We start from the raw sequence: 15620 nt of genomic DNA on the forward strand, positions 1-15620 counted from the left end.
TTAAGCAAACAGAATCAAGAAAAGATTATTGCTTGATCAGGAAATCGTCGAGGGATTTACCTTGCTCATCCATTGCTTTTTTGATTACAGCTGGAGTACGGCCCTGGCCAGTCCAGGTTTTGGTTTCGCCGTTTTCGTCAACGTAGCTATATTTAGCCGGACGCTGTGCGCGTTTAGCTTTGGTGCCAGATTTAACAGCAGCAATGCTATTCAGCAGTTCGTTCGGGTCAATGCCGTCAGCGATCAGCATTTCACGATATTGCTGCAGTTTACGAGTACGCTCTTCAACTTCAGCAGCAGCTGCGCTTTCTTCTTCGCGACGTTCGTTAACAACAACTTCTAATTTTTCCAGCATTTCTTCCAGCGTTTCAAGTGTACATTCTCTTGCCTGCGCACGAAGAGTACGGATGTTGTTCAGAATTTTAAGTGCTTCGCTCATTGTAGTAATCTCAAACTTATATTGGGGTGGTTTGTTGAGGTAATAATAGAGCCTTAAATTCAGTTGTGCAATAGCCAGGAATGTAAGGAATTCAAAAATGTTCTTTATTTCGTACCGACAATAAATATCTTTTCATAAAATTAGCCAGAAATGACGTGGCATATAGCCCTATTTACATCGATGCTTTCGCATCACTTAAGGTTAAAACTTCCTGATTCATGTCACATTTTATGTGGAGATTAACATGCGCTGGAGCCTTTTCACTCTTGGGTATTAGCCCTGTTTATGAAAATCCCCTATTAAGCGAATGATGAAAAGTAGAACAGTCGCAATAAGTGCAAGGACTTCGTATTGCTCTTTCCTGGAGGCCAACAGGGGTTATTACGTGCGCAACAGGTTAAAGATTGTGAATAGTTACCAAGAGTCATTTACGCGTTTATAACAAGCAAGGCCGTGGTAAAGATAGCTCTGAAGGATTATGCCAGCCATTCGTAATGGATGACGAATATACTACTTCTGTGCGCACTGTTACGCTGTAAAACTGACGAATTATGATAAACTCCTGCCAACTTTATTTCATATCATTGAGGGCCTGTGGCTGATGGCGCAGCTATATTTCTACTATTCCGCAATGAATGCGGGTAAGTCTACGGCATTGTTGCAATCTTCATACAATTACCAGGAACGCGGTATGCGCACTGTCGTATATACGGCGGAAATTGATGATCGTTTCGGGGCAGGGAAAGTCAGCTCGCGTATAGGTTTGTCATCACCTGCAAAATTATTTAACCAAAATTCATCATTATTTGATGAGATTCGTGCGGAACACGAACAGCAGACAATTCATTGCGTACTTGTTGATGAATGCCAGTTTTTAACCAGACAACAAGTATATGAATTATCGGAGGTTGTCGATCAACTCGATATACCCGTACTTTGTTATGGTTTGCGTACCGATTTTCGCGGTGAATTGTTTGTTGGTAGCCAATACTTACTGGCATGGTCAGACAAACTGGTCGAATTAAAAACTATTTGTTTTTGTGGCCGCAAAGCAAGCATGGTGCTACGTCTTGATCTGGCGGGTAGACCTTATAACGAAGGTGAGCAGGTGGTTATTGGTGGTAATGAGCGTTACGTCTCGGTTTGCCGTAAACACTATAAAGAAGCGTTAGAGATTGGCTCTTTGACGGCGATTCAGGACAATCATCGGCACGACTAATAAATTTTTCTTTACTGACAGGGTGAATAGGGCGCTTTTATCCTGTCAGTCCGTTTTACTAACTTCTTCCGAGTCATCATCCTTTCTCTATTCTTAATCATCACTCAACGTACCACAGAACGATTTTAGTGCGTCGATGCCTCATTACCTACGAGGTAGAGTTATTTGTCGACAATCTCGCTTTGTGCTCGTTTTCCGACAATGCAAACATGATGAATTAATACAGCTGGATTATTTGAGTTTACATAGCCGTTCTTTGTCTGAAACAAAAAAACGGCCCCGAATGGGACCGTTTATGATGTTATACAGAGCTACCGATTAAGCGGATTTTTTCGCTTTTTTCTCTGCTTTAGCCGGAGCTGCTTCTTTAGCAACGGTTGCGCCTTCTACGTAATCACGACCGTAGTAGGTGTCCAGCAGGAGCTGTTTCAGCTCGGAGATCAGCGGATAACGCGGGTTAGCGCCGGTGCACTGGTCATCGAATGCATCTTCAGACAGTTTATCAACGTTTGCCAGGAAGTCTGCTTCCTGAACGCCAGCTTCACGGATAGATTTAGGAATACCCAGTTCAGCTTTCAGCGTTTCCAGCCATGCCAGCAGTTTCTCAATCTTAGCAGCAGTACGGTCGCCCGGAGCGCTCAGACCCAGATGGTCTGCAATTTCAGCATAACGACGACGTGCTTGCGGACGGTCGTACTGGCTGAATGCAGTCTGCTTGGTCGGGTTGTCATTCGCGTTGTAGCGGATAACGTTACAAATCAGCAGGGCGTTTGCCAGACCATGCGGAATGTGGAACTGAGAGCCCAGTTTATGTGCCATTGAGTGACATACACCCAGGAAGGCGTTAGCAAACGCGATACCTGCGATAGTTGCCGCACTGTGAACACGTTCACGCGCTACCGGGTTTTTAGACCCTTCGTGGTAGGACGCTGGCAGATATTCTTTCAGCAGTTTCAGCGCCTGCAGAGCCTGACCATCAGAGAACTCAGAAGCCAGTACAGAAACATATGCTTCCATGGCGTGAGTTACTGCGTCCAGACCACCGAAAGCACACAGGGACTTCGGCATATCCATAACCAGGTTGGCGTCAACAATCGCCATATCCGGGGTCAGAGCATAGTCTGCCAGCGGATATTTTTGGCCAGTTGCGTCATCGGTTACAACCGCGAACGGTGTAACTTCAGAACCGGTACCGGAAGTTGTGGTGACTGCGATCATTTTCGCTTTCACGCCCATTTTCGGGAACTTGTAGATACGTTTACGGATGTCCATAAAGCGCAGCGCCAGTTCTTCGAAATGAGTTTCTGGATGTTCGTACATAACCCACATGATTTTCGCAGCATCCATCGGGGAACCACCACCCAGCGCGATAATCACGTCTGGTTTGAAGGAGTTCGCCAGTTCTGCACCTTTACGAACAATGCTCAGAGTCGGGTCAGCTTCAACTTCGAAGAACACTTCAGTTTCTACGCCAGCTGCTTTCAGTACAGAAGTGATCTGGTCAGCATAGCCGTTGTTGAACAGGAAGCGGTCAGTCACGATGAGCGCACGTTTGTGGCCATCAGTAATCACTTCATCCAGCGCGATTGGCAGAGAGCCACGGCGGAAGTAGATAGATTTCGGAAGTTTGTGCCACAACATGTTTTCAGCTCGCTTAGCAACGGTTTTCTTGTTGATCAGGTGTTTCGGACCAACGTTTTCAGAGATGGAGTTACCACCCCAGGAACCACAACCCAGAGTCAGGGAAGGCGCGAGTTTGAAGTTGTACAGGTCACCGATACCGCCCTGAGAAGCCGGGGTATTGATCAGGATACGGGCAGTTTTCATTTTCTGACCGAAGTAAGAAACGCGTGCCGGCTGGTTATCCTGGTCGGTGTACAGGCAAGATGTGTGACCGATACCGCCCATAGCAACCAGTTTCTCTGCTTTCTCTACCGCGTCTTCAAAATCTTTCGCACGGTACATTGCCAGAGTCGGGGACAGTTTTTCATGAGCGAATGGTTCGCTTTCATCAACAACAGTCACTTCACCGATCAGAATCTTAGTGTTTTCTGGTACAGAGAAGCCTGCCAGTTCAGCAATTTTATAAGCTGGCTGACCAACGATAGCTGCGTTCAGCGCGCCATTTTTCAGGATAACGTCCTGAACAGCTTTCAGCTCTTTGCCCTGCAGCATGTAGCCGCCGTGGGTGGCAAAACGCTCACGTACAGCATCATAAACAGAATCAACAACAACAACAGACTGTTCAGAAGCACAGATTACACCGTTGTCGAAGGTTTTGGACATCAGTACGGATGCAACTGCACGTTTGATATCAGCAGTTTCATCAATAACAACTGGGGTGTTGCCTGCGCCTACGCCGATCGCCGGTTTACCGGAGCTGTATGCAGCTTTAACCATGCCTGGACCACCGGTCGCAAGGATCAGGTTAATGTCAGGGTGGTGCATCAGTGCGTTGGAGAGTTCAACAGACGGTTGATCGATCCAGCCAATCAGATCTTTTGGTGCACCAGCAGCAATAGCAGCCTGCAGAACGATATCAGCAGCTTTGTTGGTTGCATCTTTAGCACGCGGGTGTGGTGAGAAAATGATGGCGTTACGGGTCTTCAGGCTAATCAGAGATTTGAAGATAGCGGTTGAAGTCGGGTTAGTTGTTGGAACGATACCGCAGATAATACCGATTGGTTCAGCGATAGTGATGGTACCGAAAGTGTCGTCTTCAGACAGAACACCGCAGGTCTTTTCATCTTTGTAGGCGTTATAGATATATTCAGAAGCAAAGTGGTTTTTGATCACTTTATCTTCAACGATACCCATGCCGGATTCGGCAACGGCCATTTTTGCGAGTGGGATTCGAGCATCTGCGGCAGCCAGAGCGGCGGCGCGGAAGATTTTGTCTACTTGCTCTTGAGTGAAACTGGCATATTCACGCTGGGCTTTTTTTACACGCTCTACGAGTGCGTTAAGTTCAGCGACATTAGTAACAGCCATAATGCTCTCCTGATAATGTTAAACTTTTTTAGTAAATCATCTGCTCGAATACGAGAGTATAGTCAGTGCGATGATGATTTGCTTAACCTTTGAAAATCAAAATCTTACTCGTGCTCACACTCACTGTGATTTACTAAAAGAGTTTAAACATTAGAGTCATTAATCTCTAATGCGTCACTTCCAGGTGGCGTAAGCAAGATTACTCACTTCTGGGTACCGATTAAGTGATCCAGATCAAGATTTCGCGAAGCTGACACCTTTCAGCTCCGCTTTTAGCCATAATAGCTAATAGTTAATAAATTGTAGTATTAATTGTTGGCTACCTTAGCATGTTTTGTACGACTAGATAACAATAATGAATGATAGTAATTTTAGATAGTTAGGAGGTGAAAAATGCTGACAAAAGGCGTATTGTCAGCACGTATTTTTACCCTTGTTTAAAGATAACATTATCCGGCTTTTGCTTCGGAGCTAACCGTGATTCAGACACTTTTTGATTTTCCCGTTTATTTTAAGTTTTTCATCGGGTTATTTGCGCTGGTTAACCCGGTAGGGATCATCCCCGTGTTCATCAGTATGACCAGCTATCAGACTGCGGCAGCGAGAAACAAAACAAATCTGACCGCCAACTTGTCTGTAGCCATTATTTTGTGGATCGCACTGTTTCTCGGCGACACGATTCTGCAACTTTTTGGAATATCTATTGATTCGTTCCGCATCGCGGGCGGCATACTGGTCGTGACAATTGCAATGTCGATGATCAGCGGTAAGCTTGGCGAGGATAAACAGAACAAACAAGAAAAATCAGAAACCGCAATTCGTGAAAGCATTGGCGTTGTACCGCTCGCATTACCTCTGATGGCAGGACCAGGGGCAATCAGTTCAACCATCGTATGGGGAACGCGTTATCACAGCATTGGTTATCTGTTCGGTTTTTTTGTAGCAATCGCGTTGTTCGCTTTATGTTGCTGGGGGTTATTCCGCATGGCACCCTGGCTGGTGAGGGTTCTGCGTCAGACTGGCATCAACGTCATTACCCGGATTATGGGGTTATTGCTAATGGCATTAGGGATTGAATTTATCGTCAATGGTATCAAAGGGATTTTCCCTGGTCTGCTCAATTAATTCCTTTCATATGAAACGGAGTCATGATGCTCCGTTTCTTTCATCATTATTTTTACTGCAACCCAAAGCAGTTAACAAAAGAAATAGATAATTTTTTTCCAATTTTACAGATGGTTATAAGACTATCCTTATCTGGCGATCCGCATCATCATGTTATTTTCATCACATCATAATCCTGGGCCTTGCTGAAGAATAATTGAAATGATATTAGTAATTCTACTGCCTTTGGCAGAGAAAAGTGCTAAATAGCATTCAATTGTTAAATTATTGTGCGTATTTCTATCGGGACTATAACCGGAAAAGTCAGTATTGCTTCCTGTACTTCTATCTCTTTGTTTTTAAATTATTTTATTGATTGGATAACGAGGGCTATACGTACTGGTATGGTTAGAAAAGAGAATTGCGTAACAATTTTGCAAAATGTATTGGCGGGCAAGAAGGGCATTTGATACTTTTCGGCCAACCGTTTGGCGATTTTTATTGGCAATGAGAATGATTTGCGATTAAAAGACGCTGCAAAAAATAATGTGTCTCGACAGGGGAGACACAGTAAGAATCGACATAAGGTGGTCATCTGAATCACCAGAATAAATAAAGTCGGTGATAGCAATTAGTAACGATAAAGCAACCTGGCAGCAAAAAGTCTCCGAGCTGTACAGGTATCCTAATCCGGGATTACACATGCTGGTAAAAACCAGTAATTATAATGAGGGAGTCCAAAACACAATGACCAACATCACCAAGAGAAGTTTAGTGGCAGCAGGCGTTCTGGCTGCGCTTATGGCAGGGAATATCGCACTGGCAGCTGATGTACCCGCAGGAGTCACACTAGCGGAAAAACAAACGCTGGTACGCAACAATGGTTCTGAAGTTCAGTCATTAGATCCGCACAAAATTGAAGGGGTTCCCGAGTCTAATATCAGCCGTGACCTGTTTGAAGGTTTGCTGGTTAGCGATCTTGATGGTCATCCGGCCCCTGGCGTGGCTGAATCCTGGGATAACAAAGACGCTAAAGTCTGGACGTTCCACCTGCGTAAAGATGCGAAATGGTCTGACGGCACGCCAGTCACGGCACAAGACTTTGTGTATAGCTGGCAACGTTCTGTTGATCCGAACACCGCTTCCCCCTACGCAAGCTACTTACAATACGGGCATATTGCGGGTATTGATGAAATACTGGAGGGGAAGAAACCAATTACCGATCTCGGTGTTAAAGCCCTCGATGACCACACATTAGAAGTCACCTTAAGTGAACCTGTTCCGTACTTCTATAAGTTACTGGTTCACCCATCTACTTCCCCGGTGCCAAAAGCCGCTATTGAGAAATTTGGCGAAAAATGGACCCAGCCAGGCAATATCGTTACTAACGGCGCCTATACATTAAAAGATTGGGTTGTTAACGAACGTATCGTTCTTGAGCGCAGCCCGACCTACTGGAATAACGCTAAAACGGTAATTAACCAGGTGACCTATTTACCGATCGCGTCTGAAGTCACTGATGTTAACCGCTATCGTAGCGGCGAAATCGATATGACTTATAACAACATGCCGATCGAACTGTTCCAGAAACTGAAAAAAGAAATCCCGAACGAAGTTCACGTTGATCCATACCTGTGCACTTACTATTACGAGATTAACAACCAGAAACCGCCATTCAATGATGTGCGTGTGCGTACCGCACTGAAACTGGGTATGGATCGCGATATCATTGTTAATAAAGTCAAAGCGCAGGGCGATATGCCGGCCTATGGTTACACACCGCCATATACCGATGGCGCAAAACTGACGCAACCAGAATGGTTTGGCTGGAGCCAGGAAAAACGTAACGAAGAAGCGAAAAAACTGCTGGCAGAAGCGGGCTATACCGCAGACAAACCGCTAACGATTAATCTGTTATATAACACGTCCGATCTGCATAAAAAGCTGGCGATTGCCGCCTCTTCACTGTGGAAGAAAAATATCGGCGTGAACGTTAAACTGGTTAACCAGGAATGGAAAACATTCCTCGATACCCGCCACCAGGGTACTTTTGATGTGGCCCGTGCAGGCTGGTGTGCAGACTATAATGAACCAACTTCCTTCCTGAACACCATGTTGTCGAACAGTTCGATGAACACCGCTCATTATAAGAGTCCGGCCTTTGACAACATTATGGCGGAAACCCTGAAAGCTACAGACGAGGCACAGCGCACGGCGCTGTACACGAAAGCAGAGCAACAGTTGGATAAAGATTCGGCCATTGTTCCGGTTTATTACTACGTGAACGCGCGTCTGGTAAAACCGTGGGTTGGGGGTTATACCGGTAAAGATCCGTTGGATAATACCTACACCCGAAATATGTACATTGTGAAGCACTAATGGCAATGCGTGGGGCAGGTGTATCCTGCTCCACGGTGTCTGCTTTTTATCGCATTACAGAAGGCACAGGCCAGAAGGTACGGCAATGTTAAAATTTATTCTACGTCGCTGTCTGGAAGCGATTCCGACGCTATTTATTCTTATTACTATTTCGTTCTTTATGATGCGCCTCGCGCCGGGAAGTCCCTTTACCGGCGAACGTACGTTACCGCCAGAAGTAATGGCCAATATTGAAGCGAAATATCATCTTAATGATCCCATCATGACGCAGTATTTCAGCTATCTGAAACAACTGGCTCATGGCGATTTCGGTCCTTCATTTAAATATAAAGATTATTCGGTCAATGACCTGGTCGCATCCAGTTTTCCCGTTTCAGCAAAACTGGGCGCTGCTGCATTTTTCCTCGCAGTGGTACTGGGCGTTAGTGCTGGCGTTATTGCCGCATTAAAACAAAACACCAAATGGGACTATACCGTCATGGGATTTGCTATGACGGGAGTGGTTATACCAAGCTTTGTTGTTGCGCCATTATTAGTCATGATATTCGCGATCATTTTGCATTGGCTACCGGGCGGTGGCTGGAATGGTGGGGCGCTGAAATTTATGATCCTGCCGATGGTTGCCTTATCACTGGCTTATATCGCCAGTATTGCGCGTATCACCCGTGGATCGATGATTGAAGTTTTACACTCCAACTTCATTCGTACCGCACGCGCAAAAGGGCTGCCCATGCGGCGCATTATTTTCCGCCACGCATTAAAGCCCGCGTTGCTACCGGTGCTTTCTTATATGGGACCCGCATTTGTTGGCATTATCACCGGTTCTATGGTTATCGAAACCATTTACGGTTTGCCGGGCATCGGACAATTGTTTGTTAATGGTGCCTTGAACCGTGACTATTCATTGGTGTTAAGCCTGACCATTCTGGTTGGTGCTTTAACCATTTTGTTCAATGCCATTGTCGATGTGCTATATGCGGTTATCGACCCGAAAATCCGTTACTGATACTGGAGCTCGCGATGATGTTAAGTAAGAAAAACAGCGAGACGCTGGAGAATTTCAGTGAAAAGCTGGAGGTCGAAGGCCGCAGTTTATGGCAGGACGCACGTCGACGTTTTATGCATAACCGTGCAGCAGTGGCCAGTCTGATTGTACTGGTGCTTATTGCACTGTTTGTTATCCTGGCGCCGATGCTCTCGCAATTTGCCTATGACGACACCGACTGGGCGATGATGTCCAGCGCCCCGGATATGGAATCTGGTCACTACTTTGGTACCGACTCTTCCGGTCGCGATCTGCTGGTGCGCGTTGCAATTGGTGGGCGCATCTCATTAATGGTTGGTGTTGCTGCAGCGTTGGTGGCAGTAGTCGTAGGAACATTTTATGGTTCACTTTCCGGTTATCTTGGCGGCAAGGTGGATTCCGTAATGATGCGCCTGCTGGAAATCCTCAACTCCTTTCCGTTCATGTTCTTCGTCATTTTGCTGGTGACCTTTTTCGGTCAAAACATCCTGCTGATTTTCGTAGCGATTGGGATGGTTTCCTGGCTGGACATGGCACGTATCGTGCGTGGTCAAACCCTTAGTCTGAAGCGCAAAGAGTTTATTGAGGCGGCACAAGTTGGCGGTGTATCTACGCCCGGCATTGTGATTCGCCACATTGTGCCGAACGTGCTTGGTGTGGTGGTGGTCTATGCCTCTCTGCTGGTACCCAGCATGATCCTCTTTGAGTCTTTTCTTAGCTTCCTGGGACTGGGTACGCAAGAGCCATTAAGTAGTTGGGGCGCATTGCTCAGTGATGGTGCGAACTCGATGGAAGTCTCTCCGTGGTTGCTGCTATTTCCGGCAGGTTTCCTTGTGGTGACACTGTTTTGTTTCAACTTTATCGGCGATGGCTTGCGTGATGCCCTCGACCCGAAAGATCGTTAAGGAGTGCAGCCATGAGCGTAATTGAAACTGCAACCGTGCCGCTCGCACAGCAACAGGCTCACGCACTGCTGAACGTGAAAGATTTGCGAGTGACATTTAGTACCCCGGACGGTGACGTCACGGCGGTCAATGATTTAAATTTTTCCCTGCGTGCCGGGGAAACGCTGGGTATCGTTGGCGAATCTGGCTCCGGTAAGTCGCAAACCGCGTTTGCTTTAATGGGGCTGCTGGCGGCTAACGGACGCATTGGTGGATCGGCAACCTTTAATGGGCGCGAAATCCTCAATCTGCCAGAACGTGAACTTAATAAACTGCGCGCTGAACAAATCTCGATGATTTTTCAGGATCCGATGACCTCGTTAAATCCATACATGCGCGTCGGCGAGCAGTTGATGGAAGTGCTGATGCTGCATAAAGGTATGGGCAAGGCCGAAGCGTTTGAAGAATCGGTACGAATGCTCGATGCGGTGAAAATGCCAGAAGCGCGTAAGCGCATGAAGATGTTCCCTCATGAGTTTTCTGGCGGCATGCGTCAGCGTGTGATGATTGCGATGGCGTTGCTGTGTCGACCTAAATTGCTGATTGCCGATGAACCGACTACTGCGCTGGACGTGACAGTACAGGCGCAGATCATGACGCTATTGAATGAACTGAAGCGGGAATTTAATACTGCCATTATCATGATCACCCACGATCTCGGTGTGGTCGCGGGGATCTGTGACAAAGTTCTGGTGATGTACGCTGGGCGCACGATGGAATATGGCAACGCGCGCGATGTCTTTTATGAACCCGTTCATCCTTATTCTATCGGTTTACTCAATGCGGTGCCGCGTCTTGATGCGGAAGGTGAAACTATGTTGACCATCCCGGGTAACCCGCCAAACCTGCTACGTTTGCCGAAAGGTTGCCCGTTCCAGCCGCGTTGTCCGTATGCGATGGAGATTTGCAGTAGCGCGCCGCCGCTGGAAGAGTTCACGCCAGGCCGACTGCGTGCCTGCTTTAAACCGGTGGAGGAACTGTTATGAATGCTGTAACCGAAGGAAGAAAAGTCCTCCTCGAAATTGCCGATTTGAAAGTGCACTTTGAGATCAAAGATGGCAAACAGTGGTTCTGGCAACCGCCGAAAACCCTTAAGGCCGTTGATGGTGTGACGCTCAGGTTATATGAAGGGGAAACGTTGGGCGTCGTAGGGGAATCAGGTTGTGGAAAGTCCACCTTTGCCCGTGCCATCATCGGTTTGGTCAAAGCTACCGACGGTCATGTTGCCTGGTTAGGTAAAGAGTTGCTGGGCATGAAGCCCGATGAATGGCGTGCCGTTCGCAGTGATATTCAGATGATTTTCCAGGACCCGTTGGCATCGCTAAACCCGCGTATGACCATCGGCGAGATCATCGCTGAACCGCTGCGTACCTATCATCCGAAAATGTCACGCCAGGAAGTTCGCGAGCGCGTGAAGGTGATGATGATGAAAGTCGGCTTGCTACCTAACCTGATTAACCGTTATCCGCATGAGTTTTCCGGCGGTCAGTGTCAGCGTATCGGGATTGCGCGTGCGCTAATCCTCGAACCGAAGCTGATTATCTGCGACGAACCGGTGTCGGCGCTGGACGTGTCAATCCAGGCGCAGGTGGTGAATTTACTCCAGCAGTTGCAACGTGAGATGGGATTGTCATTAATTTTTATCGCTCACGATCTGGCCGTGGTAAAACACATTTCCGATCGCGTGTTGGTGATGTATCTCGGCCATGCGGTAGAGTTGGGGACGTATGATGAGGTCTACCACAATCCGTTGCATCCCTATACCAAAGCATTGATGTCGGCAGTCCCCATTCCAGACCCTGATCTGGAGAGGAATAAATCTATCCAGTTACTGGAAGGGGAATTACCGTCGCCCATCAACCCGCCTTCTGGTTGTGTGTTCCGCACTCGTTGCCCGATTGCCGGTCCGGAGTGTGCCAAAACACGACCTGTGCTGGAGGGGAGTTTCAGGCATGCCGTTTCTTGCCTGAAAGTCGATCCGCTTTAAAAACAAAAAGGGCTGACAGTTGTCAGCCCTTTATCACGCCAAAAGCGATTATTTATTCCCGCCAGATAATATGGCAAAGTTTGTGATCTTTTTCGCGGCATAACAAAATACGGGCGAAAATATCGTTGATTTCGCCATCTTCACTGTCTGCCAGACCAATCACCACTTCGGCAAAAAAGTCCGGGTTTAAGTCGAAATCAACATGTTCCTGCCAGTCTTCCGCCGGATCAAATAACTCTGCACCACCGCGCTCTTCAAACTGCAGATTGAACAACAGAACATCAGCCGGATCGAGATTATCAGCGGCCAGTTCGAGAAAAATATCGTAGGCCTGCTCAAGCGTTTCATCTTCAGTCAGGCGATTGTTTAAATCCATATCCATAGTCACTACCTGTTTAATCTCTGTTGGCGACGTTTTACAGCAACGGGCTGAAGAAGTAAAACAGTCGCTCGGCGACACGTTGCCAGAGTGGACGTTTTAACCACAGCCGCGCATCGAGCAGACGCGAACGAGAAATATAGTCGTCCTGAACGGCAGCCAGATCGGCACCAAAACCTTTATCGTCAATAGCCAGCGTGATTTCAAAATTCAGCCACAGACTACGCATGTCGAGGTTAACGGTGCCAACCAGACTTAATTCGCCATCGACCAGCACGCTCTTGGTATGCAGTAACCCACCTTCAAACTGATAAATCTTAACCCCAGCAGCAAGTAGTTCTGTAAAGAATGCGCGACTGGCCCAGCCTACCAGCATTGAGTCATTTTTCCTCGGCAAAATAATACTGACATCAACCCCGCGTTGCGCCGCCGTGCAGATTGCGTGAAGTAAATCATCGCTGGGGACGAAGTAGGGCGTCGTCATGATTAAATATTCACGAGCTGAATAAGCCGCAGTCAGCAAAGCCTGGTGGATCAGGTCTTCCGGGAATCCAGGGCCGGAAGCGATGGTATGAATCGTATGACCGCTGGCCTGCTCGAACGGCATAATATTGACATCAGGCGGTGGTGGTAAAATACGTTTTCCCGTCTCAATCTCCCAGTCGCAAGAGTAGATAATTCCCATCGCGGTGGCGATAGGGCCTTCCATGCGAGCCATTAGATCAATCCATTGTCCTACGCCCGCATCCTGTTTGAAGAAGCGCGGATCGACCATATTCATGCTACCGGTGTAGGCGATGTAGTTATCGATCATGATCATCTTGCGGTGCTGGCGCAGGTCCATGCGGCGTAAGAATACGCGCATCAGGTTAACCTTTAAGGACTCGACCACTTCGATACCGGCATTTCGCATTAACTCTGGCCACGGGCTACGGAAAAAAGCAACACTCCCCGCAGAGTCGAGCATTAATCGGCAATGAATACCGCGTCGTGCTGCGGCCATCAAAGATTCTGCCACCTGGTCTGCCATACCGCCTGGTTGCCAGATATAAAACACCATCTCAATGTTATGGCGAGCGAGTTGAATGTCGCGGATTAACGCCTGCATCACATCATCAGACTCGGTCATCAGTTGCAGTTGGTTACCCTTGACCCCGGCGATCCCCTGACGACGCTCACAGAGCTTGAATAACGGTCCAGCGACGCTGCTATTTTCTTCAGCAAAAATATGCTTACAGGCTTTAAGATCGTTAAGCCATTTCGCCGTGGAAGGCCACATCGCTCTGGCGCGTTCGGCACGGCGTTTGCCTAAATGGAGTTCGCCAACGGCCAGATAAGCAATAATTCCGACCAATGGCAGAATGTAAATGATCAACAGCCAGGCCATGGCGGAGGGAACTGCGCGTCGTTTCATTAGAATGCGTAAAGTTACGCCTGCAATGAGCAACCAGTATCCCAGAATGGCCAACCAACTCACCAACGTATAAACGGTTGTCATAGATTAGAAATCCTTTTGAAAGCGCATTGTTATGAGTTTACGCATATGGATTCATCTGGCAAATAAAAACGCGGTAAAAGCACTGGTCAGCGTCGGGACCGGGGGTATAATGACCGCTCTGTTATTGCATAGAGTAGTTAACATGAAGCGGAGTAGAACGGAAGTGGGGCGCTGGCGCATGCAGCGTCAGGCTAGCCGACGGAAATCGCGTTGGCTTGAGGGGCAGTCACGCCGAAATATGCGTATCCACAGCATCAGGAAGTGCCTTCTAAACAAACAGCGAAACTCGTTATTGTTTGCGATCTACAATATCTAAATGTTCTGGGCACCAACGCGGTGCCCATTAAGATTATCTTTCCGCCGTGAAAATCTATTTTTGCGCAGATTCATTGTTGTCAGTTTTGGCTTCGTCGTCATTGTTATCGCTGAAAATGCCATGCCCGGAGTTCAGCAACATCGAGACGAGCATATCATTATTAATTTCTTCCCCATTGAGAATACGCGCCAGTATCTCGCTACCAAATAGCTGCGGTGAAAGAATAATATCCGGATGCACCATCTTAATCTTATTCAGGTTTTTGCTATCACTAACGGCAAGCACGGTTTTAACATCTTTGCTCATATCTTTAGCCGACAGAACGACAAAAGCATTATCGGCGTCATTATCACTTAACGCCAGAATAGCCCGACAGTGATCAATTCCCGCTTTTTTTAGTACTGAACTGTCATTGCTGTCACCGGGGATAACATCGGCATTGTCACCGAGTCTTTGTTCAAGCTGTTTTATATCATCCTCTGGCAGGTTGCTGATAACCGTGACATTTTGTCCGCGTTGATTCAGTTGCAGAATCGTGTTGATTGCCAGAATGGAATGCCCGCAAACAATAAAGTGATCTTTACGACGCATTGTATGATTGTTTCCTTTCACAAGTTTATTGAATCCTCCGCGGATAAGCGGACCGAAAATCGAGGTCATGGAGGTGGCAAAAACGGTAATACCGGAAATAATGACCGAAATAGTAAACAGGCGCGCTGATTCAGAAACCGGGACGATATCGCCGTAGCCCACGGTTGACATAGTTTCTATCGAAAAATAGAACGCGGTCATTAGACTCTCTATTCGCGGATTAAAACCTTCGCTTAAATAAAGGGCGCCGTAGGTAGAGTAAAACAGTAACGTCGTAAAACTAATAAAAGCAAAAATTGTCCCGGCCGCAGCACTACTGTGAGAGAAGTCTTTACGCAGCACCAACAAAATTATCAAGGTAAAGATGCAAAAACCAATGCTGAATTTAAGCCAGGGATAAAAGTGCAGGGTGTAAATCAGCGTTATCAGCAATAAAATGATACTGATAGCCCATGCCAGCTTTGCCCGAAATAGCAAGCCGATCGAGTTCAAAACAAGAAAGACGCCGAGCATAAACAGTGGCGCATTGGCCAGCAAGGAGAGGTCAAGTTCTGAAAACGCCTGGATATGGAAAATATCGAGCAGATTGACCGACATGCCATAAATTGTTTTAAAAATAAGCAATCCATTTGAAAGGACCGCCAGCGCGATAACATCGTGCCGCAGGGTCACCCATAAATTTACCGCTGTTTGCTTGAATGTAGCCCAGTGACTCACTGATACCTCTGTAACCACAATTTTGTTTAATT

13 protein-coding genes are annotated in these 15620 nt (G+C 47.1%); 8 read left to right on the top strand and 5 right to left on the bottom strand.

The window, feature by feature from the left end; translation table 11 throughout:
* Nucleotides 1–25: 25 nt before the first annotated feature.
* Nucleotides 26–439, bottom strand: coding sequence for a histone-like nucleoid-structuring protein H-NS (gene hns, locus FFT88_RS05010; protein WP_105289150.1), 414 nt, complete (start codon nt 437–439; stop codon nt 26–28).
* A 601-nt stretch (nt 440–1040) separates the two neighbouring features.
* Here hns and tdk point away from each other — a divergent pair.
* On the top strand, nt 1041–1658 hold the full coding sequence (gene tdk / locus FFT88_RS05015; RefSeq protein WP_130208894.1) for a thymidine kinase: 618 nt from the start codon (nt 1041–1043) through the stop codon (nt 1656–1658).
* A 318-nt stretch (nt 1659–1976) separates the two neighbouring features.
* Here tdk and adhE read toward each other — a convergent pair whose 3' ends face one another.
* Nucleotides 1977–4649, bottom strand: a complete 2673-nt coding sequence (adhE, locus tag FFT88_RS05020; RefSeq protein ID WP_135404288.1) for a bifunctional acetaldehyde-CoA/alcohol dehydrogenase — start codon at nt 4647–4649, stop codon at nt 1977–1979.
* A gap of 477 nt (nt 4650–5126) precedes the next feature.
* Between adhE and ychE the strand changes: the two genes are divergently transcribed.
* From ychE to oppF, 6 genes are all read left to right on the top strand, one after another.
* On the top strand, nt 5127–5774 hold the full coding sequence (ychE, locus tag FFT88_RS05025) for an NAAT family transporter YchE (RefSeq protein WP_000616766.1): 648 nt from the start codon (nt 5127–5129) through the stop codon (nt 5772–5774).
* A gap of 726 nt (nt 5775–6500) precedes the next feature.
* On the top strand, nt 6501–8132 hold the full coding sequence (oppA, locus tag FFT88_RS05030; RefSeq protein ID WP_135404289.1) for an oligopeptide ABC transporter substrate-binding protein OppA: 1632 nt from the start codon (nt 6501–6503) through the stop codon (nt 8130–8132).
* Nucleotides 8133–8217: 85 nt separating this feature from the next.
* Complete coding sequence (oppB, locus tag FFT88_RS05035) at nt 8218–9138, top strand: oligopeptide ABC transporter permease OppB (protein WP_135404290.1); 921 nt, start codon at nt 8218–8220, stop codon at nt 9136–9138.
* Nucleotides 9139–9152: 14 nt separating this feature from the next.
* Nucleotides 9153–10061 (top strand): oligopeptide ABC transporter permease OppC, encoded by a 909-nt coding sequence (oppC, locus tag FFT88_RS05040; protein WP_135404291.1) that lies wholly within the window; start codon nt 9153–9155, stop codon nt 10059–10061.
* Nucleotides 10062–10072: 11 nt separating this feature from the next.
* The gene (gene oppD / locus FFT88_RS05045; RefSeq protein WP_135404292.1) at nt 10073–11086 is read left to right on the top strand and encodes a murein tripeptide/oligopeptide ABC transporter ATP-binding protein OppD; all 1014 of its coding nucleotides are present in this window, start codon (nt 10073–10075) and stop codon (nt 11084–11086) included.
* On the top strand, nt 11083–12087 hold the full coding sequence (gene oppF / locus FFT88_RS05050; RefSeq protein WP_130216026.1) for a murein tripeptide/oligopeptide ABC transporter ATP-binding protein OppF: 1005 nt from the start codon (nt 11083–11085) through the stop codon (nt 12085–12087). Before oppD ends, oppF begins: the two co-directional genes overlap by 4 nt.
* A gap of 52 nt (nt 12088–12139) precedes the next feature.
* Here oppF and FFT88_RS05055 read toward each other — a convergent pair whose 3' ends face one another.
* Together FFT88_RS05055 and cls are read right to left on the bottom strand one after the other, a co-directional pair.
* The gene (locus tag FFT88_RS05055; RefSeq protein ID WP_000366958.1) at nt 12140–12469 is read right to left on the bottom strand and encodes an HI1450 family dsDNA-mimic protein; all 330 of its coding nucleotides are present in this window, start codon (nt 12467–12469) and stop codon (nt 12140–12142) included.
* A 34-nt stretch (nt 12470–12503) separates the two neighbouring features.
* Nucleotides 12504–13964: a cardiolipin synthase gene (cls, locus tag FFT88_RS05060; RefSeq protein ID WP_130208884.1), complete on the bottom strand. Its 1461-nt coding sequence runs from the start codon at nt 13962–13964 to the stop codon at nt 12504–12506.
* 142 nt (nt 13965–14106) lie between these two features.
* Between cls and FFT88_RS05065 the strand changes: the two genes are divergently transcribed.
* Nucleotides 14107–14280 (top strand): YciY family protein, encoded by a 174-nt coding sequence (locus FFT88_RS05065; protein ID WP_122983112.1) that lies wholly within the window; start codon nt 14107–14109, stop codon nt 14278–14280.
* A 54-nt stretch (nt 14281–14334) separates the two neighbouring features.
* On the opposite strand, the gene kch is transcribed toward FFT88_RS05065, so the two are convergent.
* Complete coding sequence (gene kch, locus FFT88_RS05070) at nt 14335–15588, bottom strand: voltage-gated potassium channel protein (RefSeq protein WP_130222791.1); 1254 nt, start codon at nt 15586–15588, stop codon at nt 14335–14337.
* Nucleotides 15589–15620 lie beyond the last annotated feature (32 nt).

It is taken from the genome of Escherichia sp. E4930, assembly GCF_005845405.1.
Lineage (GTDB): Bacteria > Pseudomonadota > Gammaproteobacteria > Enterobacterales > Enterobacteriaceae > Escherichia.